This is a genomic window from Mesorhizobium sp. M6A.T.Cr.TU.017.01.1.1, from assembly GCF_004023115.1.
GTDB lineage: Bacteria > Pseudomonadota > Alphaproteobacteria > Rhizobiales > Rhizobiaceae > Mesorhizobium > Mesorhizobium mediterraneum.
In genome coordinates, this window is sequence record NZ_RZTA01000051.1 from 1 (window position 1) to 20,265 (window position 20,265).

At 62.5% G+C, this 20,265-nt stretch carries 15 protein-coding genes, 1 tRNA gene and 3 pseudogenes; 10 read left to right on the forward strand and 9 right to left on the reverse strand.

Annotated features, from left to right (window positions below):
* From EOB36_RS17480 to EOB36_RS17495, 3 genes and pseudogenes are all read left to right on the forward strand, one after another.
* A pseudogene (locus EOB36_RS17480) lies at nucleotides 1-439 on the forward strand (ABC transporter substrate-binding protein); the annotation flags it as partial.
* A 354-nt stretch (nucleotides 440-793) separates the two neighbouring features.
* Nucleotides 794-1,885, forward strand: a complete 1,092-nt coding sequence (locus EOB36_RS17490) for a Gfo/Idh/MocA family oxidoreductase (protein ID WP_128285340.1) — start codon at nucleotides 794-796, stop codon at nucleotides 1,883-1,885.
* Between the two features lie 354 nt (nucleotides 1,886-2,239).
* Nucleotides 2,240-3,552 (forward strand): annotated as a pseudogene (locus EOB36_RS17495) (amidase).
* Between the two features lie 214 nt (nucleotides 3,553-3,766).
* On the opposite strand, the gene EOB36_RS17500 reads toward EOB36_RS17495, so the two are convergent.
* The 5 genes from EOB36_RS17500 to EOB36_RS17520 all read right to left on the reverse strand — a co-directional run bounded on the left by EOB36_RS17500 (nucleotide 3,767) and on the right by EOB36_RS17520 (nucleotide 10,115).
* Complete coding sequence (locus tag EOB36_RS17500) at nucleotides 3,767-5,803, reverse strand: aldo/keto reductase (RefSeq protein WP_128285341.1); 2,037 nt, start codon at nucleotides 5,801-5,803, stop codon at nucleotides 3,767-3,769.
* Nucleotides 5,804-5,837: 34 nt separating this feature from the next.
* Nucleotides 5,838-6,911: a sn-glycerol-3-phosphate ABC transporter ATP-binding protein UgpC gene (ugpC, locus tag EOB36_RS17505; protein WP_095484811.1), complete on the reverse strand. Its 1,074-nt coding sequence runs from the start codon at nucleotides 6,909-6,911 to the stop codon at nucleotides 5,838-5,840.
* 7 nt (nucleotides 6,912-6,918) lie between these two features.
* Nucleotides 6,919-7,755 (reverse strand): carbohydrate ABC transporter permease, encoded by an 837-nt coding sequence (locus EOB36_RS17510; protein ID WP_126104285.1) that lies wholly within the window; start codon nucleotides 7,753-7,755, stop codon nucleotides 6,919-6,921.
* Complete coding sequence (locus tag EOB36_RS17515) at nucleotides 7,752-8,612, reverse strand: sugar ABC transporter permease (RefSeq protein WP_128285342.1); 861 nt, start codon at nucleotides 8,610-8,612, stop codon at nucleotides 7,752-7,754. Before EOB36_RS17515 ends, EOB36_RS17510 begins: the two co-directional genes overlap by 4 nt.
* A gap of 231 nt (nucleotides 8,613-8,843) precedes the next feature.
* On the reverse strand, nucleotides 8,844-10,115 hold the full coding sequence (locus EOB36_RS17520) for an extracellular solute-binding protein (RefSeq protein WP_128285343.1): 1,272 nt from the start codon (nucleotides 10,113-10,115) through the stop codon (nucleotides 8,844-8,846).
* Nucleotides 10,116-10,221: 106 nt separating this feature from the next.
* Here EOB36_RS17520 and EOB36_RS17525 point away from each other — a divergent pair, with 106 nt between their 5' ends.
* The 3 genes from EOB36_RS17525 to EOB36_RS17535 all read left to right on the forward strand — a co-directional run bounded on the left by EOB36_RS17525 (nucleotide 10,222) and on the right by EOB36_RS17535 (nucleotide 14,065).
* Nucleotides 10,222-11,091 (forward strand): helix-turn-helix domain-containing protein, encoded by an 870-nt coding sequence (locus EOB36_RS17525; protein ID WP_095484815.1) that lies wholly within the window; start codon nucleotides 10,222-10,224, stop codon nucleotides 11,089-11,091.
* A 43-nt stretch (nucleotides 11,092-11,134) separates the two neighbouring features.
* The gene (locus EOB36_RS17530) at nucleotides 11,135-11,947 is read left to right on the forward strand and encodes an FkbM family methyltransferase (RefSeq protein WP_158302543.1); all 813 of its coding nucleotides are present in this window, start codon (nucleotides 11,135-11,137) and stop codon (nucleotides 11,945-11,947) included.
* A gap of 162 nt (nucleotides 11,948-12,109) precedes the next feature.
* On the forward strand, nucleotides 12,110-14,065 hold the full coding sequence (locus EOB36_RS17535) for an acyltransferase family protein (RefSeq protein WP_164897542.1): 1,956 nt from the start codon (nucleotides 12,110-12,112) through the stop codon (nucleotides 14,063-14,065).
* 1,020 nt (nucleotides 14,066-15,085) lie between these two features.
* Here the strand turns inward: EOB36_RS17535 and EOB36_RS17545 are convergent.
* The 4 genes and pseudogenes from EOB36_RS17545 to EOB36_RS17560 all read right to left on the reverse strand — a co-directional run bounded on the left by EOB36_RS17545 (nucleotide 15,086) and on the right by EOB36_RS17560 (nucleotide 17,111).
* Complete coding sequence (locus tag EOB36_RS17545; protein ID WP_095484818.1) at nucleotides 15,086-16,219, reverse strand: PQQ-dependent sugar dehydrogenase; 1,134 nt, start codon at nucleotides 16,217-16,219, stop codon at nucleotides 15,086-15,088.
* Nucleotides 16,220-16,348: 129 nt separating this feature from the next.
* Nucleotides 16,349-16,657, reverse strand: coding sequence for a HigA family addiction module antitoxin (locus EOB36_RS17550; protein ID WP_095484819.1), 309 nt, complete (start codon nucleotides 16,655-16,657; stop codon nucleotides 16,349-16,351).
* Nucleotides 16,658-16,696: 39 nt separating this feature from the next.
* Nucleotides 16,697-16,810 (reverse strand): annotated as a pseudogene (locus EOB36_RS17555) (type II toxin-antitoxin system RelE/ParE family toxin); the annotation flags it as partial.
* Between the two features lie 226 nt (nucleotides 16,811-17,036).
* Nucleotides 17,037-17,111, reverse strand: a tRNA-Gly gene (locus EOB36_RS17560).
* Nucleotides 17,112-17,344: 233 nt separating this feature from the next.
* On the opposite strand from EOB36_RS17560, the gene EOB36_RS17565 reads away from it, so the two are divergent.
* The 4 genes from EOB36_RS17565 to EOB36_RS17580 all read left to right on the forward strand — a co-directional run bounded on the left by EOB36_RS17565 (nucleotide 17,345) and on the right by EOB36_RS17580 (nucleotide 20,209).
* Entirely contained in the window at nucleotides 17,345-17,842 is a 498-nt protein-coding gene (locus EOB36_RS17565) for a prolyl-tRNA synthetase associated domain-containing protein (RefSeq protein ID WP_095484820.1), read from the forward strand.
* A 94-nt stretch (nucleotides 17,843-17,936) separates the two neighbouring features.
* Complete coding sequence (trxA, locus tag EOB36_RS17570) at nucleotides 17,937-18,935, forward strand: thioredoxin (RefSeq protein WP_128285345.1); 999 nt, start codon at nucleotides 17,937-17,939, stop codon at nucleotides 18,933-18,935.
* Nucleotides 18,936-19,099: 164 nt separating this feature from the next.
* Nucleotides 19,100-19,771 carry an LON peptidase substrate-binding domain-containing protein gene (locus EOB36_RS17575; RefSeq protein WP_095484821.1) on the forward strand — a complete coding sequence of 224 codons (672 nt, stop codon included), beginning with the start codon at nucleotides 19,100-19,102 and terminating at the stop codon, nucleotides 19,769-19,771.
* 198 nt (nucleotides 19,772-19,969) lie between these two features.
* On the forward strand, nucleotides 19,970-20,209 hold the full coding sequence (locus tag EOB36_RS17580) for a Trm112 family protein (protein WP_095484822.1): 240 nt from the start codon (nucleotides 19,970-19,972) through the stop codon (nucleotides 20,207-20,209).
* The last annotated feature ends 56 nt before the right edge of the window (nucleotides 20,210-20,265 follow it).

Here is a 20,265-nt window from a genome sequence, read left to right on the forward strand (position 1 = left end):
CCGCAAGGCGTTCCTGGAAAAGTATTTGCGCGGCTGGGCGATGGGTTTGGAGTTCGGCTACCAGAATCCACGCGCCGCCGTCGAAGCGGTGTTCGAGCAGTTCCCGACGCTGGCCAAGAATCTCGGGCCCGAGCTCGGCACCACCTCGATCCTGCAGCAGATCAACGTCTTCCGCGGCGACATGGACAAGCGCGAAGGCTGGGGCTCGCACGACATGGCGAGCTGGCAGGGCTTCTTCGACGAGATCCACAAGATCGGCCAGATCACCAGCCCGGTGAAGGCCGAGGACGTCTGCACCAACGAGCTGATCGGCCCCGCCAACAGCTTCGACAAGGCCAAGGTCAAGGCCGATGCCAACGGCTACAAGCTGTCAGAGGGCTTTGCCGCGCTCGATGTTGATAACATCAAGGCGCATCTGTTCGACTCGGCGGTCAAGTAAAGGCTGCAATTGTCTATGTCGGCGCTGCCCTTGGCCTGCCTTGGCTCCTTTCCTCTCCCTCCGGAGGGGGGAGAGGTGGCGCCGCGAAGCGGCGACGGAGTGGGGGAAGGCGTTCGCCAAACGCGCAGTCGCCGTAAGACAGGCACAATCTGGCGAGCAAGTAACCTCAGGCGGGCGCGAAGGTCGACCCCCACTCCGTCGAGCTTCGCTCGACACCTCTCCCCCGATCGAGGGGGGAGAGGAAAGCGCCGGGCAATGAGCGGCGGCGACTGATCTGAGGTGATTGTCCCAGATAGACATACGAGCGGCAACCGATCGCCGCGCACAACTCAATGAAGAATTTGGGAGGCTGAGATGACCAACAAGGTGAAAGTGCTGGTGATTGGGCTGGGCAATATGGGCGCGTCGCATGCCAGCGCCTACCACCGGCTGGATGGCTTCGAGATCGTCGGCATCATGAGCCGGACGATCAAGAGCAACACAAAGATCCCGGCGGAATTAGCCGGCTATCCGCTCTACGAGGATTTCGATCAGGCGCTGAAAGAGACCAGGCCGGAAGCCGTTTCCATCAACAGCTGGCCCAACACGCATGCCGAATATGCGCTGAAGGCGATTGCCGCCGGTTGCCATGTGTTCATGGAAAAGCCGCTCGCCACCAATATCGAGGATGCCGAAAAGGTCGTCGCCGGGGCGCGAGCGAAGAACCGCAAGCTGGTGCTCGGCTATATCCTGCGCGTCCACCCATCATGGATCAAGTTCATCGAGGTCGGCAAGACGCTCGGCAAGCCGCTGGTCATGCGCCTCAACCTCAACCAGCAGAGCAGCGGCAGCGCCTGGCACTGGCACAAGAACCTGATCGATTCGCTGATCCCGATCGTCGATTGCGGCGTCCACTATGTCGACGTCATGTGCCAGCTGACCGGCGCCAAGCCGGTCCGCGTTCACGGCATCGGCGCCAAACTGTGGGCCGACGCCGCCAAGCAGAATTACGGCCATCTGCACGTTACTTTCGATGACGGCTCGGTCGGCTGGTACGAGGCGGGCTGGGGGCCGATGATGAGCGAGACGGCCTATTTCGTGAAGGATGTGGTCGGCCCCAAGGGCGCGGTCTCCATAGTCGCCGGCCAGCAGGCGAGCAGTGCGGCCGAACTGGCTGAGGTATCGAACTCCGCCGACATCGATCGCCACACCAAGACCGATGCGCTCAAGATCCACTACGCACAGGTCGACGGCGACAAGAATTTCAGCAAGCCGGACGAGATCGTCAGCATGGAGGACGAACCCGGCCACCAGGAGCTTTGCGACCGCGAGCAGGCATTCTTCCTGCGCGCCATCCGCGAGGATCTCGACTTGTCGGAGCAGATGGACGCCGCAGTCAACAGCCTGCGCATCGTGCTTGCCGCCGAGCAAAGCATCGCGGAAGGGCGGACCGTCGAGCTGGCCTGAGGCCTAGCTCCGCCTTCTCCCCTTGTGGGAGAAGGTGGCCGCCCACAGGTCTTGCCTCCGGCAAGCCCGAGGACAGGCTCCGCGGCCGGATGAGGGGTGGTCCAGCTTGGCACCGACTGCACTCCGTCCAGCACCCCTCAACCGTCTTGGCGCTGCGCGCCAATCCACCTTCTCCCACAAGGGGAGAAGGAAGAAGGAGCGCCGTTTGAGCATGGCAGAACGAGGGAGAGAAACATGGCCGAAATCACCGACAGCTTCCTGGAAACCTACGCCGAATCCGACGCGCTGGATCTGGCCGAGCTGGTGAAGCGCGGCGAAGTCTCGCCGGCCGAGCTTGTCGAGGCGGCGATCACCATGATCGAGCGACTCAACCCGGCGCTGAACGCGGTGATTCACCGGCTCTACGACATGGCGCGGGCTTCGGCTGAGACGGTCGATAGAAGCGCGCCCTTTGCCGGCGTACCATTCCTGCTCAAGGAACTGGGCTCGTCCTGGACCGGAGCGCCCAACACCAACTCCTGTTCTTTCCTGAGAGATGTCGTCGCCGATTTCGACACCGAGGTCGTGCGCCGCATGAAGGCGGCGGGCCTGGTGCTTGTCGGCAAATCCAATGCGCCCGAGAATGGCTGGTCGATCAGCACAGAACCCAAGCTTTACGGCGCGACGAAAAACCCTTGGAACACGGCATCACGCCGGGCGGCTCGAGCGGCGGCGCGGCCGCAGCCATCGCCTCGCGCATGGTGCCGATCGCCGAGGCCAGCGATGGCGCTGGCTCTATCCGTATCCCGGCCTCCTGCTGCGGCATCGTCGGCCTAAAACCGTCGCGCGGACGCGTCAGCCTGGCGCCCTTCGGCGACTATTGGTATGGCGGCGCCTATTTCCTGTGCTGCTCCAGGACGGTGCGCGACACGGCGGCCTATCTCGATGCCGTGGCCGGCGCGCTGCCGGGCGATCCCTATACGCCGCCGGTGCCGGGCGGCAGCTGGCTCAGCCTCTCGTCGCGTGCGCCGAAGAAACTGCGCGTCGGCTTTACCGTCACGCCGCCAAACATCGACCCAGAGGTCAAGGCCACGGTGCTGGCGACGGTCGCCGCGCTCGAGCACCTTGGGCACGATGTCGAGGAGCACGACATGCCGCTCGACGCCAACGCGGTGTGGAAGACCTACACCAACATGACCTGCGTGCAGACGGCGGCAACCTTCGGCTACCACGAAACGGTGATCGGCAGGCCGGTGACGCCAAGCGACGTCGAGCCGGTAACCTGGGCGATCATCGAGCGCGGCCGCGCAACGAGCGGCATCCGCCACATCTCCGACGTCGAGACGATCCGGCAAATCGGCCGCGACATCGTCGGCGATCTCGCGCCCTACGATCTCTTCATCACCCCGACCTTGACGCAACTGCCGAGGCCGTTGGGCTATTACGACATGTCGGAACCGGACATCGACCGCTACAATGCGAAGTGGACGGACGCCGTCTTCGCCTTCCCCTTCAACATCTCCGGACAGCCGGCGATCTCGCTGCCGCTTGGCTGGTCAGCCGGCGGCGTGCCGATCGGCGTGCAGCTGGTCGGCCGCTACGGCGACGAAGCGACCGTGCTCGCCGTCTCCACGCAGCTGGAACGGGAGATGCCGTGGAAGGATCGGCGGCCGAAGGTGAGGGGGTAGGTCTCGTTCGCCCTCGCCATCACCTGTTCCGGGGAGCCGTGGCGTTGCGCCTCGCGCGGCTCCCCTTCTCCCCCTGTGGGAGAAGGTGTCGCCGAAGGCGACGGATGAGGGGTGCTCCAGCTTGGCACCGACGCCACTCCGTCCAACACCCCTCTTCCGTCTTGGCGCTGCGCGCCAATCCACCTTCTCCCACAAGGGGAGAAGGCAAGGTAGGTCAACCCGTGCCCCGCGCTAGCTTCTGATCCGAACCGCCATCCAGCCATGCGATGTCGTCCGGCGAAAGCGCAATGTCGAGCGCCCGCAGACTGTCCTCCAACTCGTCGAGCGTGCGCGGTCCGATCAGCGGGACGGACGGGAACGGCTGGGCCAGGACATAGGCGAGCGCGACATGGATCGGGCTCTTGCCCAGTCTGTCGGCGAGCTCGATTGCCCGGTCGCGGCGGCCGAAATTCTTCTCCGAGTACCAAACCCGGACCAGCTCTTCATTGTCACGCTGGTCGCGCCCGGCGCGGCCGGTGAAGAAACCCCGCCCTTGGCTCGACCAGGCAAAGTTCGGCATCTGCCGGGCGGTCAGCCAGGCCTTCCATTCATCGCTCGACGATGTGACGCAACCTGGCCAGATCGGCACCAGCATTTCGGCCAGCGAAAAATTGTTCGAAAGCGCGCCAGGCTTTTGCTTACCGGTCCGCTCGGCATAGGCAATAGCCTCGTCCATGCGTTCCCTTGTCCAGTTCGAGCCGCCGAACGGACCGCGAATGCGGCCAGCCCTGACCTCCCTGTCCATCGCGTCGACGAACTCGTCGACCGGCACGTCCGGATCGTCGCGGTGCATGAAATAGACATCGACATGATCGGTCTGCAGCCGGTCGAGCGACTGGGTGAGCTGCTTGCCGATCACATCGGGATAGCAGAGCGGGGTGTGCGCGCCCTTGCCGATGACCACCGCTTGCTCACGCACGCCGCGGTTCGTCAGCCACTGGCCGAGCAGCGTTTCGGTGTAGCCGCTGCCATAGATATAGGCGGTGTCGAAGACGTTGCCGCCGGCTTCGAAATAGCCATCGAGCAGGATCATGCCCGAGGAGAACGTGCGAAAATCCTCGAAGCCGAGCGCCAGACACGAGGCCGGCCGCGGCAGGCCCGGAATCTCGCGCTTCGGAATGGTGGTGCCGCCGGAGCGCAGCCGCCGGCCGGAGATGGTGTTGAGGCGTTTTTCGGGCTTCTCGATCTCGTATTCGAGGCCAATCGCGGCGCGCCATTTGTCGAGCACGCGCAGATTGCCGAGACTGTCGGCCCAGCCCATGCCCGGCCAGGCAAACTCCTGCTTCCCGGCCAGGATGGCCTCGCCGGCGGCGTCGACCTCGAAAGCGTAGAGCCAGCGGTCTTCCCTGACCTCGACCACCTCCTCCCCGCCCGGCCGGATGATGCGGATTTCGCCGGTGCCGCCTTCCCTGCCGCTCGCATACCAGAAATCCGCGACCTCGATGCGACCCTTGGTGCCGACGATGCGCAGGACATTGTCCTGCGCCAGCGAAATGCCGCAGGAAACTTCGGCGACGATGCCATTGGGAAAATGCAGGAGCGCCGAGGCCCATTCGTCGACGCCGGACTGGCCGAGATGCGCAGCGCCGACCACCTTGTCCGGCTCGGCGAAGGGCGTTCCGACCGCCGCCCCGGCAATCAGCCGCGCCATCGAAACGGGGTAGCCGCCGACGTCCAGAATGCCGCCGCCAGCGAGGTCGTTGGCGTAGAGCCGGTGCTCCGGCATGAAATCAGGCATGGCGAAGCCGAAGCTCGACTTCACCATGCGCACCTCGCCGATCGCGCCGGACCTGATCAGCTCGACCAGTTTTGCCGTCTGCGGATGCAGCCGGTACATGAAGGCTTCGCCGAGAAAGGTGCCGGCCTTGCGCGCCGCATGGATCATCGCATCGGCCTCGAAGGCGGTCAGCCCCATCGGCTTTTCGCAAAGCACATGCTTCCCGGCCTCGGCCGCCTTGATCGCCCATTCGGCGTGGCTGGGATGCGGCGTCGAAATGTAGATCGCATCGACGTTCGGGTCCGCGAGCAAAGCCTCGTAGCCGTCGAGGATGCGGGCGCCGGGGAAATTTTCAGCGAGGCCTGATTTGCCGGGATTGCGCGCGGCAATGGCAACCAATGTGCCGGTGCGCGAATGTGCCACGCCGCCGGCAAAGGCCTTGGCGATGGTGCCGGGCCCGAGAATGCCCCAGCGGATGGGCGCGATTGAAGTCATTGTCATTCTCCTGGGATTTGAGGCGAGCTGGCCGTCAGCGCAGCCGCCGTCCGTTGTCGTCGAATAAGTAAGATTTGCGGATGGAAACGGTGATCTCAGGGGCGTCGGGCACCTCGGCCGCGTCGCGCTGGATGACGATATCGTCGCCAGCCGCAGTACGGGTGTAGAGAAAGCTCGTGCCACCCAGATGCTCGACCACGTCGATGGTTACAGAAAGATCGGCGTCGCCCTTTCCGGCATGACCGAAATGTTCTGGGCGAACGCCCACCACTACCTTGCTTCCCGGTTCGGGCACCGGGCCATTCAGCGGCTGTGTAAGACGCGTCCCGCCTGCCAATTCGACCGTCACGCCGGAAGCGCTGTGCCCCAGGACCCGAGCTTTGATGAAGTTCATCTTCGGCGAGCCGACAAAGCCCGCGACGAACTGATTGTCGGGGTCACTGTAAAGATCGAGCGGCCTGCCGATCTGCTCGACATAGCCGTCGCGCAGCACCACGATCCTGTCGGCCAGCGTCATCGCTTCGGTCTGGTCGTGCGTCACATAGATCATGGTGACGCCGAGCTCCTTGTGCAGGCGCGAGATCTCGACCCGCATCTGCACCCTGAGCTCGGCATCGAGGTTGCTCAGCGGCTCGTCGAACAGGAACACTTGCGGCTCGCGCACGATGGCGCGGCCGATGGCGACGCGCTGGCGCTGGCCGCCCGACAATTGCCGCGGGCGGCGCTTCATCAGCTCGGCGATGCGCAGGATCTCGGAGGCCCGCTTCACCCGCCGCTCGGTGTCGGCCTTCGGGTTGCCGTTCATCCTCAGCCCGAAACTCAGATTCTGCTCGACACTCATATGCGGGTAGAGCGCGTAGGACTGGAACACCATGGCGATGCCGCGATCGGCCGGCTCGACGTCGTTCACCACCTTGCCGCCGATGGCGATCTCGCCGCCGCTGATGTCCTCGAGCCCGGCGATCATCCTCAGCAGCGTGGACTTGCCGCAGCCGGAGGGGCCGACAAAGACGACGAATTCGCCGTCATTGACGTCGATGTCAGCGCCGTGAATGATCTGAAAGCCGCCGAAGCGCTTGACGACATTTTTGAGTGTGACCGCTGCCATGCTGATCCTATTTGATGGCGCCGGCGGCAATGCCGGCGACGAAATGGCGCTGCAAGAGCACGAACACGACGAGCATCGGCACGGTGAGCATCACGGCGCCCGCCATGATGCCGCCCCACGACACTTTGGTGAGGCCGATCAGCGTGCCGAGCGCCACCGGCGCCGTCATCGCGCCGGGCTTGGAATTGATCAGCAGCGGCCAGAGATAGTTGTTCCAGGAGGCAAGGAACAGGATGATGGCGAGCGCCGCCAGCATCGGCCGCGCCAGCGGCAGCGCTACGAACAGGAAGATCCGCCATTCCTTGACCCCCTCGACCCGAGCGGCGTCGAACAGATCGCCCGGCATCATCGAGAAGCTCTGCCGCATGAACAGCACGCCGAGCGAATTGAAGAGCGGCGGCACGATCAGCGCCACCCAGGTGTTGGCGAGTTTGAAGTCGCGCGCCACCATGATGAATTGCGGGATCAGCACGACAGCGTAGGGAAGCGTGATGGTGCCAAGGATGATGGCGACGACCACGCCCTTGCCGAAGAACTGGTAGCGCGCCAGCGCCCAGCCGGCCATCGAGGTGAGCAGCACCGACAGGAACGTATAGGTCACCGCCACCGAGACGGAGATGCCGATGGCGCCGATGAAATTGGTGTCGCGCTGCAGATTGTTGACATTGTCGAGGAAACTGCCGTGCGGCAAAAGCTCGATGCTGGGGCTGAAGATGCCTCTGTCGGGCATGGTCGAGAAAATCGCCATCATCCACAGAGGAAACAGCCAGATCAGCGCCAGCGGCGTCAGGAAGAGATGCAGCGCGATGCTGCGCCCCAGTTTTGAAGAGGAACGCGAGCTCATTTCGGGTCCCTCGTCAGCCACAGTTGCACCAGCGAGATGGCGATCGCCAGTCCGGCCATGGTGTAGGCGATGGCCGAGGCGTAGCCGAAGTTGAGCGACCTGAAGCCCTGGCGGTAAAGCAGCAGCCCGAGCGTTTCGGTGCCGCCGCCCGGTCCGCCGCGCTCGGTGATCAGGAACGGCTCGGTGAACAGCTGCATGGTGCCGATGATCGACAGCACGGCGCAGAACACGATGATCGGCTTGAGCAGCGGCAGGGTGATGTAGAAGAACTGCTTGAGCTTGCTGACGCGGTCCAACGTCGCCGCCTCGTAGACATCCTGGGGGATGGACTGCAGGCCGGCGAGCAGGATGATGGCGTTGTAGCCGGCCCAGCGCCAGGTCACCGCGATCATGATGACCGCCATCGCCGGCGTGACGTTGGAAAACCAGTCGACACGGGGCAGGCCGACACTGTTCAGCAGCTTGTTGATGATGCCGTAATCGAGGTTGAACATCAGCCGGAACACCGCCGAATAGGCGACTTCGCCGACCACCACCGGGGCGAAGAAGGCGAAGCGGAACAGGCCACGGGCTTTCAGCAGCGGCGAATTTAAAAGCACCGCCATGACGATCGCCAACGTGATCATCACCGGCACCTGGATGACGAGGATGAGCAGCGTGTTCTTCAGCGCATTGAAAAACGCAGGGTCGCCGATCAGCCGGCCCCAGTTGAAGGTGGGGGCGAACCGCCACGGCACGGTGCGCGTCGCCTGGAAGGAGATCAGGAACGAGCTGATGATCGGCCACAGCCAGAAGATCGAGAAGATCAGCAGGTAGGGCGCGAGGAAGCGATATGCCGTGGCGTTCTGATAGCGCATCGTTGCCTCCTTCGCCTCTCGTTTCTAGGTTTGCCGGCTTGCTGTCGAAGTCGGCGCCGCCGCTGTCTTACCTTCTCCCCCTGTGGGAGAAGGTGGATTGGCGCGCAGCGCCAAGACGGTTGAGGGGTGCTGGAAGGCATGCCGTCCTGCCAAGCTGGAACACCCCTCATCCGACCTCGCTTCGCGAGGCCACCTTCTCCCACAGGGGGAGAAGGAAGAGCCGCGTGAAGATCACTCTTCGACCGGGAGACCGGTCGCCGAGGCGATCTGGCTTGCGGCATCGTCGAGCGCCGCCTTGGCATCGGGATAGCCACCGCCCAGATATTTGGTCTGCACCGCGCGGACGATGATCTCCGCGTCGCTCTGGAACGGCGTGCCGCGGCTTGGGACGACTTTGGGCAAGGTGCCGAGGATGTCCTTCCACACCGCCTGGCCGCCCCAATAGGGCTGGCCTTCGGAGACATAGGGATCGTCGAGCGCCGAGATCAGCGACGGCACGAGGCCAAAGCCCTTCAGCATCGCTATCTGGCCCTCATTGGTCGCGAGCGAGTATTTCAGGTAGGCGTAGGCGGCCTCCTTGTTGTTGGACACCGAGGTGATGGCGAGTGACGAACCGCCGAGATTGGCGGCGCGCGGGCCGTCGGCGGTGAGGCTCGGCATCAGGTAGACGCCCCATTTGCCGCTGCCGTCGGGCGATTCGGTGCGTATGGTGCCCTCATACCAGCCGCCATACATCTGGGTGGCGACCTTGCCGGCGGTGTTGTTGGTGATCTTGGTGCTCCAGTCGGCCGAGGTGATGATGCCGGCGTCCTTCATCTCCTTGATCTTGGTCATCGACGCCACACAGGCCGGCTGATTGACGGTGATCGACTGCCCATCGGCGGCGAAATAGGCGCAGCCCTGCTCGTTGGCGATCATGCGGAAGAATTCGGAGTCGCCGTTGAAATCGGCGTTGGTCATCGTCACGCCGGGATTGGCGTCCTGGATCTTCTTGCCGGCGGCAATGAAATCGTCCCAGGTCTTGATCGACGCGGGATCGACGCCGGCCTTCTCGTAGAAGTCGCGGCGATAGTACATCGCCACCGGGCCCGAATCCCATGGCATCGCATAGGCCTTGTCTTCCACTTCGAGCTCGGTGCGCTTGAAATCGGGGAATTTTGCCTGGTCTTCGGCCGTGTAGCCCAGCGTGTGAAGGTCGACGAAGCAGTCCGGGAACTGGCTCCAGTAGTTCTCGGCCTCGCCGTTCTCGATCGTCACGACATCCGGCAGCCCCTCGCCGCCGGCGGCGCAGCCGGCGATCGACTTGTCGTAGGTCGGCTGGTTGCCGAGATCCTGGACCGTGACCTTGACGTCGGGGAACTGCTTGTTGAAGCCTTCTATAGTGGCCTTCAGCGATGAAGCGGCGACGTTCCAGCTCCAGATCGTGATTTCGCCGGACTGCGCAAAGGCCGGGGCTGAGCCCAGGGCAAGCGCGAGCGCGGCGCAGGTCAATGTGATGCGCATCGAAATCCTCCCATTTCATTTGCTCTCTCTTCGCGAGCATGGCTAGACTAGGCACTGGCGAAGGCTTGTCCGCGACAAAGGGAATAAAGAATTGGCGGAAAGTAAGATGCCGGAAAGACCGTTTTACCAGCCTGGCGCCAGCAGCGTGGAGGGCCTGCCGCTGCTCCTGCAGACGTTTCACAATCATCCCCTGGTGATGCTCAAGCCGCATTGGCATGCCCAGGTCGAGGTGAACTTCATCATGTGCGGCACTGTCCACTACCGCATGAACGATCACGAGATCTCGCTTTCGGCCGGCGACATGTGCCTGTTCTGGGGCGGCCTGCCGCATCAGATGATCGATGCATCGGACGATGCCGTCTTCGCCGGCGCGCATCTGCCACTGGTGCATTTCTTCCGGCTGCATTTGCCCGCCGATATTCGCAACCGGCTGATGACGGGCGCGACATTGGTGACCAATGCCACCGATCGGTCCGACAGCGACAATTTCGAGCGCTGGAACCGCTATGTCCGGTCAGGCGATCCAGCCAAGGCCGAGCACGCCGTGAACGAGCTGTTGCTGCGGCTGGAGCGGGTGCGGTTCGAGCCCTACCGGCTCGCCCCCGAAACCTCGATCGAGCAGGAAGCAGGCAATCCTTTCGATCAGCAATCCCTGCGCAATGTCGGGCGCATGTGCGACTTCATAGCGGAGAATTTCCTCTACGAGATCGACTGTGTGGACATCGCGGCGACGGCCGATATCCATCCCAAATACGCCATGAGCATCTTTAAGAAATCGACCGGCATGACGCTCAACGAATATGTCAACCTGCTGCGGCTCAGCTACGCGCAGGCGCTGCTGATGCACCAGGATGCCAACGTGCTGCGCGTCGCGATGGACTCCGGCTTCGGCTCGCTCAGCGCCTTCAACAAGTCGTTCCGCAAGCTGGCCGGCATGTCGCCGTCGGATTTTCGCAGAGGCGCTGGCGTCAGATAGTCCCGGGTTGAAATGCCGTCATGGTTTGCGTTATCAGCAAGGGGTGAGACTAAAAGAATATTTCTATCTGCTTGGATTGAAGCCAAGAACACGCGTTTACGGCCACTCGATACAAGTCATCGATCTCCCGAAAGACGGGAAGATTGAATTCGCTCGCTGGAAGAACCCGCGCGGGGCAGACCTCGATCTCACCCAGGGCGAAATCGATGACCTGCGGACGTTCCTGAGCGATGGCGACGTGGCGATCGACGTTGGTGCCCAGGTTGGCGACAGCACGATACCGATCGCCCTCGCCTGCGGGCCGCAGGGCCTGGTCCTCGCTTTCGAGCCGAACCCTTTTGCCTTCACGATCCTCGGAGCCAATGCCGCGCTCAACCCTTGCAGACTGAATATTTTTCCGATTCCTTACGCGGCGACGCCGGAAGATGGGTCGTTCGTCTTCGACTACGGCAACCCGGGATTTGAGAACGGCGGCGACCACACCGGCGTGTCGCGGTGGAAGCACGGGAGCGCTTTCAGTATCCCGGTCGAGGGACGGCGAATTGAGCCGTTGATCCGTGCCCGGCTCGGCCAGCGCATCAAGCGCCTGCGCTACATCAAGACCGATGTGGAGCAGCATGATCTGTCGGTTTTGATCTCGATCGGCGCGCTGATCGACGAATGCCGGCCCTACATCAAGTCCGAGGTCAATCACAACCTTTCGATGGACGAGCGGGTGCGGATGCACCGGTTCTTTGCCGACAAGGGCTACGATGTCCGCCTGGTGGGGCCGACGACGCTGTTCGGTCCGAAACTCACCGAAAACGATCTCGGCAGGAAGAAGAATTTCGACATGTTCGCGGTTCCCCGGAACTGACGCCGCTGGCCCTTCCAGTGCGTCGCGTTTGGTGCGTGCGGCGGTATGGTGGCCGCCAGCGGGTTTTGATATCGTCTAATGACCCGTGATGTGGTCTGACGTTTGCGGTCCGACATTTCTCTTGAGACAGGCCGTTCGGAATTGCGGGACAGTTTTCAGCCAGTGCGCGAGGGACCTCGGTTTCGGCCGGATATACAGGGGCTGCGTGGTCTCGCGGTCGCTCTGGTCGTGGTTTTTCATCTGTGGCCGGATGTTCTTCCCGGCGGATATGTCGGCGTCGACGTCTTTTTCGTTATTTCGGGCTATCTCATCACAGGCTTGCTTGCGCGAACAGCAATGCGCGACGGCCGGATCTCGCTGATCGAATTCTATTCCCGGCGAATCCGGCGGCTTCTGCCAGCAGCAACCCTGGTGCTGCTTGTGACGCTGTGCGGGACGTTGTTTTTCCTCTCGAAGGCGCGCTGGGAGGAAACAGCCAACCAGATCGGTGCCAGCGCCCTTTATGTCCAGAACTGGCGGCTGGCCTCGATCGCCGTCAGCTATCTCGATGCCGACAGCCTGCCGAGCCCGGTACAGCATTACTGGTCGCTCTCGATAGAAGAGCAGTTCTATATCGTCTGGCCGCTCCTCATGGTTGCGGCAATCTGGCTGGCGCGTCGCCTAGGATTCCCGCTGAGACTTTCATTGATCGGGGCATTGTCGCTCGTGTTCACCGGGTCGCTGATCGTGTCGGTGATCTTGACCGAGATGGACCCTGCCCAGGCTTATTTCGTGACCCAAACGCGCAAATGGGAATTGGCGCTGGGAGGGCTGTTGGCCCTCACCGGACACGGGTTTCGACTGGGAGCGTTCGCACGACAGTCATTGGCGGCGGTGGGCGTGGCAGGCATCCTCGCATCCGCCCTGTTGTTCTCCGCGTCAACGCCTTTCCCAGGCGCAAGCGCCTTGCTGCCGACCCTCGCTACCGTTCTTGTCATCCTGGCCGGCGAGGTTGAACGCGGTCGGTTTCGCGGGCTTGATTCGAAAATGCTTCGCTTCATCGGCGACCGGTCGTACTCGATCTATCTGTGGCACTGGCCACTGATCATTTTCTTTCTGGCGCAGGGCTACTCCGTGTCGCTGGTCAACGGTCTTGGGCTGATTGTGCTGACCACCGCACTATCGGACTTGTCTTATCGATATGTGGAACAACGATATCGAGAGGCTCGCGCCCGTGTCGAATGGAAACCGCTGGGATACGGCACTTTTGCGATACTTGCTTGCGTGGCGGTCTCCGGCGGCCTGCTCTATTCCCTACGCACCGAAAGCATCGACACGGCCTTGATTGGGACGCCTTCCTATCCCGGCCCGGCGGCATTGCTCAGCCACGCCCCCGTTCCGGACGATGTGAACCTGCTCCCTCCCCTCGCCAGGCTGAAGCGAGACTTGCCGGTCGCCTATCTGTCGAAGTGCCACCAGGAGGAAGGTGCAGAACCGACAAAATGCTCTCTCGGCGATCCGGCCGGTGCGAGGGCCATCGTCCTCGTGGGAGATTCTCATGCCGCCCAATGGATTCCGGCGCTGGACAAGATTGCCAAGGACCGCAAATTCAGATTGATCACCTTTACGAAGTCCGCCTGCCCATTCAGCCGTGTCCCGATCGTCGCCTATGGCAAACCCTACGTGTCTTGTGCCGAATGGCGGGAGAACGTGCTCGCCGAGATCATCAAGCTGCGGCCGTATCTGACATTTACCAGTCAATCCGGCTACAGTGCCGTTCCGCAAGAACAGATGGTTGAGGGGTTACGGAGCCTCTGGAGCAAACTGACGCAGACAGGCTCGCAAATCGTCGCGATCCGCAACACGCCCTATATCAGGTTCGACCCCGGCGATTGCTTGAGAACTACGCCAACGAAATGCTTCACCAAGCGCAGTGAAGTTGAATCGAACAGCACGTTTGCCTTGGCAGCAAAGTCGCAGAAGAATGTGGTCTTCGTGGATATGACCGATGCCATATGCGGCCCGCTCCTATGTCCTGCAGTCGCAGGCAACATCATCGTCTGGCGCGACCTTCACCATTTGACGGCCAGCTATTCGCTTGCCTTGGCCCCCTATCTGGCATCGAGGGCCGGCCTTTGAAAGTCGGGCGTCGATGCCGTGTCGATCCCCGCTGGTGCAGTTGAGCGCCCACGCAAAAACGCACCACCGGCCGGAGCCGGTGGTGCTCTCTGGACAGTCTGTAGGGGCAGGACCGTCCAGCGATCCCCGAGGATCTGGGCTCAATGTGGGCTCTTCCTTGACCCATGGCATCGGCCAAACAGATGAAGGAGCCCGCCAGCCGGGCAAGAATTTTCGATAGTTGCGGTGCGCCGCCGCGGACGCACGAATTGCAATTTTATTCGGCTGCGTCAGGAATTTCGCCGGATGTGTCGTCGGAAGACTCTGCCGGGTCGGCCTCTCTTGCCAGGAACTTGTCCAAGGCTGCCTGCAAGGACAGGGTGGCCTGCGGTGAGGCCGGCGTCGTCGAAACGACGCCCATTGCATGAGCAATTCCCCTCGTCGTCTTATCCTTAGCCGCCGCAGAAGTTGCGGCTCCGTGTCCCTGCGATCCGGCCCCGCCAGAGTTTCCGCCGTTGCCGTTGCTTCCGCCGTTACCGTGCCCGCCGCCATTGCCGCCGGGCCCGGCGAAGACCGGAGACGCGACAAGGGCGAGAGCGGCGACCGTTGCGAACAGACTGGTTCGAGTTTTCATGGTTTCTCCTTACGAATCGCCGTCCCGCCAGGTTGGTTCTGGATCATAAATGTGAGGACTCTCTAATATGAAGGTCCACTATTTAGCCAGTTTCGTTTAAATACAGCCGTCCGCAAGGGACCTTGGTCCGAGGTTGAAAAGCAAAAGTCCTAACTCTATCCGGGGCGTATTGCGCGGCGAACAAACGCTTGCTGGTCACAAGCCAGCAAAGCGAGATAGCGAAATCGATGGGAGCGCGTAGACGCAATCCTCCGCGATCACGCGATACACATCGCGGCTGGCTGCGGTGCGAGGGTAGGAACCACTGGCGGTTCTTGCCGCCTATTGCGTTTTAACCCCGACGATCTCTGCAAAAGGACCGCCAACGCCGGGCGCGCGAAGTGCCGCTCCTGTCGCGCCGCATGGGATCACTGCGACGCTGCCGGCGCCAGTCGTAATATCCTTCCCGCTGGCTCGTCGGTCAACGCCATTACCGCGCCGTCGGGAGCCTGCACCACGTCTCGGACGCGGCTGCCGAGAGCGAGGACTTCCTCGCCGGCGAACTGCTCGCCGTCAATTCTGACACGAACGATGCCTGCCGCGGACAGTCCGCCAATCAGGAGGTCGCCTCGCCAATCGGCAAACATGTCGCCGGTGTAGAAGGTCATGCCGGAAGGCGAGATGACCGGTGTCCAGCTATGGATGGAGCCGGCAAACTCCGGCCGTGTCGATGGATCGGGGATGCGTTTGCCCGAATAGTGCCGCCCCCAGCTGACCACGGGCCAGCCGTAATTCCTGCCGGCTTCCGGAATGTTTAGCTCATCGCCGCCGCGCGGCCCCATTTCCGCCGTCCAGAGCACGCCGGTTTCGGGATGGATCGCTGCGCTTTGCACATTGCGATGGCCGTAGGACCATATCTCGTCGGCGCCGTCCTTGCCGACGAAGGGATTGTCGTCAGGCACAGAACCATCGGGATTGATGCGGACGACCGTCCCGAGATGATTGCTCGCGTCCTGCGCCTGTTGCGCCTTGCCGCGCTCGCCGAGCGTAACGAAGAGCTTGCCGTCCGGCGCGAACACCAGGCGGGAACCGAAATGGTGCTGGCTCGAGACGGTTGGTTCCTGCCGGAAGATCACTTCGAAGCCCGAAAGCGCGCTCCCGTTCTCGTTCAGGCGTCCACGGCCGACGGACGTGGCCGCGCCGCCGCTCCGCTGCTCCGAATAGGAGAGATAAACCGTCCGGTTGTTGGCAAAGTCCGGATCGAGCGCCACATCCAGCAGGCCGCCTTGTCCGTCGGCGAGGACGTCCGGCACACCGTCGATCGGATCGGAAACGGCCCCGTCGGTCGAGACGAGCCGCAGGCGCCCCGGACGCTCGGTGACCAGCAGCGTGCCGTCGGGCAGGTAGGTCGCGCCCCAGGGATGTTCGAGCCCTTCGGCAAAGGTCTCGACAGCAATGCGGCCTGTTTGGCTCTCTATGCTCTTGGAAGGGTCCTGCGCGAAGGTGGTCGAGGGCGCGCTGAAGGCAAGAAGAAAAGACAAAGCAATCGGTATCCGCAGCATGATTTCTCCATCCGAACGGGGGGAGCCGCCGGCTCCTCGATATAATGACCGACTACCGATGCGGTTCCCAAGCTGGCGAGCGGGTTCTCATCAATGGCGTATATGGCGGCCGAAGATGTCCGCCTGCTGCTAAGCTGCAAGCGGCGCTTCGGCGTAGCTGTCAATCGCTGCGATCTCTTCCTTTTTCGCGTCAGCTTCCATAGTGAGGTCAAACGCGGCCTGCATGTTCATCCAGAACTGAGGCGTCGTATTGAAGAACTTGGCAAGGCGAAGCGCAGTGTCGGGAGTGACGGGCGTCACTTCGGCCACAAGGCGCTCAATCCTGGTCCGTGGCACATGGAGCTTTTTGGCGAGCGTGTAAGGCTTCAGACCCAGAGGGGCAAGAAACTCCTCCCGCAAGATTTCGCCAGGGTGGATCGGCGAAGTAAAGTGTAGCATTGCAGATCTCCAACTCTTGGTCGTCCCCACTCTTGGTCGTCAATGGCAATCGGCGATTTCAACGTCCTCGGCGTTGCCGTCTACCCACCGAAAGCAGACACGGAATTGGTCATTAATGCGGATCGAGTGCTGTCCGGTGCGGTCGCCTTTCAGCGTTCCGGGCTGTCAACGAAAAAGTACCACCGCGTGAGACTGACGGCCCATCTTCAGATGAAGGCAATCTATGATTGAACTGGTCCAGGCGAAAAGATGGATGACGATACGTCGCCGATTTTGGCACGAAAAGCTCACCGTGGCGACATGGTCGCGACACAGGGCCACAAAGCAAATCGGCCGCCCGAAGGCGGCCGATTTAATCGCTTGATTCCCTGAGAGAAACTGGAGCGGGTGAAGCGATTCGAACGCTCGACCCCAACCTTGGCAAGGTTGTGCTCTACCCCTGAGCTACACCCGCTCGCGCGGCTTTTTGGGCCGCAAGCCGCGCCTATATGGCTGAAGGGCGCGGCGATTGCAACAGGGAAATCGCAGGTTTTTTGGTCCGCAGCCGGCGACGTAAACAAGCCTTCCGTAGCGAGGACAGGAACGGAATCGGCGGCCTCACCGCGCGACGGTCTTGTCTCGACCGCGTCATTGGCCGTAAACGGCGTGATCTAAACCGCGACAACAACAAGTCCGACAAGAAACAACATGCCGAAAACCGAAGCCGAGCTTTTTGCATTTCTCGCCGATCTTGGGATCGAGGTCTCGACCCTACGTCATCCGCCGCTGTTCACGGTCGCCGATTCGCAGGCGTTGCGCGGAGAAATCGCTGGCGGGCACACCAAAAACCTATTCCTCAAGGACAAGAAAGACAATTTCTTCCTGGTCAGCGTCGGCGAGGAGGCGGTGGTCGACCTCAAGCAGATCCACCATGTGATCGGCGCTGCCGGGCGCGTGTCTTTCGGCAAGCCGGAGATGCTGATGGAGCTTCTCGGCGTCGTTCCGGGCGCGGTCACCGTGTTCGGCGTGATCAACGACACGGCGCGAAGAGTGAAGGTGGTACTCGACCAGGAGTTGATGGGCCATACCATCATCAACGCCCATCCGCTGAGCAACGAGGCAACGACATCGATCGCTGCCGCCGACCTCGTCAAATTCGTCGAGGCAACCGGGCATGATGCTGTTATCTTGAAAGTCACGGCATGATCGCCACATGGATGACGATAAACCGACTTCTGAGTGAGGATATGGACGTTGTGCCGGGCCGGTGGGCCGGCGGCGCGACCGAAAGGGTGACGAGATGAGCGACAACAATCAATTTGGCGGCCCGTTTGGCAGCAATGGCGGGCAATATGCCACCACAGTGCAGTATGGCGGCACCGAGGCCACCCCCGCGAAAGTCGCGCTTGGCGAGCCGCCCGTCGCCGTCGACGTCATCAAGGACACGACGACCGCCGCTTTTGCCGCCGACGTCATCCAGGAATCGCGCCGTCAGCCGGTGCTGGTCGATTTCTGGGCGCCCTGGTGCGGGCCCTGCAAGCAACTGACGCCGCTGCTGGAAAAGGCAGTCACGGCCGCTGGCGGCAAGGTCAAGCTGGTCAAGATGAATATCGACGACCATCCTTCGATCGCCGGACAGCTCGGCATCCAGTCGATCCCGGCGGTCATCGCTTTTAAGGACGGCCAGCCGGTCGACGGCTTCATGGGCGCCATCCCCGAGAGCCAGATCGCCGCGTTTATCGAGAAGGTCGGCGGCAAGACCAATGGTGCGCCGCAGGTGGCCGAGGCGCTTGCCGCGGCCGCGGAGGCGCGCGACGCCGGCGATGTGCAGACCGCGGCGGACATCTACGACGCGGTCCTGGAACAGGCGCCGGAGACGATCGAGGCCATTGCCGGGCTTGGCGATCTGCTGTTCGAGGCCGGCGATGCCGAGGGCGCCGAAGCCGTGCTGGCGCGGGCGCCGGAAGCAAAGAAGGATGCGCCGCCGCTGGCCGCGGTGCGCGCCAAGATGGCGCTTGCCGCACAGGCAGCAGCACTTGGCAATCCGGCCGAATTCGAGCGTCGGCTGGCCGAGAACCCCGGGGACCATCAGGCACGGTTCGATCTTGCCATGATCCAGAACGCCAATGGCGAGCGCATGGCGGCGGCTGACAATCTGCTGGCAATCGTCAAGGCCGACCGCTCGTGGAACGACGACGGCGCCAAGACGCAATTGCTGCAATTCTTCGAGGCATGGGGGATGACCGACGAAGCAACTCTGGCTGCACGGCGCAAATTGTCGTCGCTGCTGTTTTCCTGAGCGCGCATCAAGCTGTTTTTGCCTGGCGGCCTTGCGGTCGGCGGCGGCTGCGCCAGATTAGGGGCCAGACCCGATCCGTTTTTCGCTTCCTGACGATTTACACGCCAGGTTGCGATCGGCGGGCGGATTGATGCGCTTCTCGACGAAGCGAGCGGAGGACTGAAGTGCAGGCGGGAAACGCGCATTACCGGCTCGATACGGATTTGCCGTCGACGGTACCGATCTTCCCCCTTGAAGGCGCATTGCTGCTGCCGGGAGGCCGCATGCCGCTCAACATCTTCGAGCCGCGCTATCTGGAGATGGTGGATGAGGCGATCGCCGGATCGCGGCTGATCGGCATCATACAGCCCAGCCTCGACGGCGCGCGGCGCGCCGATGGCGAGCCTGAACTCTGCAATGTCGGCTGCGCCGGGCGCATCATTGCGCTTTCTGAGAGTGGCGACGGCCGTTACCTGATTTCGCTGCAAGGCGTGTGCCGGTTCCGCATCGTGCAGGAGCTCGCGGTCAAGACGCCCTTCCGCCAGTGCCGGTTTGCTCCCTTTCTCACCGATCTCGATGAAGATCAGGCGGAGGCCGGGATCGACCGGCCGGCGTTGCTCAAGGCATTTCGTGCCTATCTGCAGGCCAACGAACTCGAAGCCGACTGGGAAAGCGTCAGCCGCGCCGAAAATGCCATGCTGGTCAATGCGCTGTCGATGATGGCTCCCTACGGGCCGGCCGAGAAACAGGCGCTGCTCGAAGCGGCGGACCTGAAGACACGCGCCGAAACGCTGATCGCCATCACCGAAATGGCGCTGGCGCGCGAAAACGAGGATTTCGGGTCGAGCCTGCAGTAGGAGGCTCTTCCTTCTCCCCCTGTGGGAGAAGGTGGATTGGCGCGTAGCGCCAAGACGGTTGAGGGGTGCTGGACGGAGCGCGGTCGGTGCCAAGCTGGAACACCCCTCATCCGACCGAGCTTCGCTCGGCCACCTTCTCCCACAAGGGGAGAAGGAAGAGCCGCGCGAAGCTTAAATGCTGGTGAGAGGACGGGCCGAATGGTGGATGGGCGTGACGGAAAGAAGGCCAATGTCGATCCCAAGCTGCTGGAGTTGCTGGCCTGCCCGCTGACCAAGGGCCCGCTTACCTGGGATCCGGAGCGCGGCGAGCTCATCTCGAGGCTCGCGCGGCTTGCCTATCCGGTGCGTGACGGCATCCCGATCATGCTGCCTTCGGAGGCGCGCTCGCTCCCCTTCGACGACGGATTGCCGCCGCCGCGCCTGGGCGGACCGTCCTGAACTGTAGTGATCTTTCGCGCCGACATTTCGCAAGATTGTGCACCGCCGCACCGGTA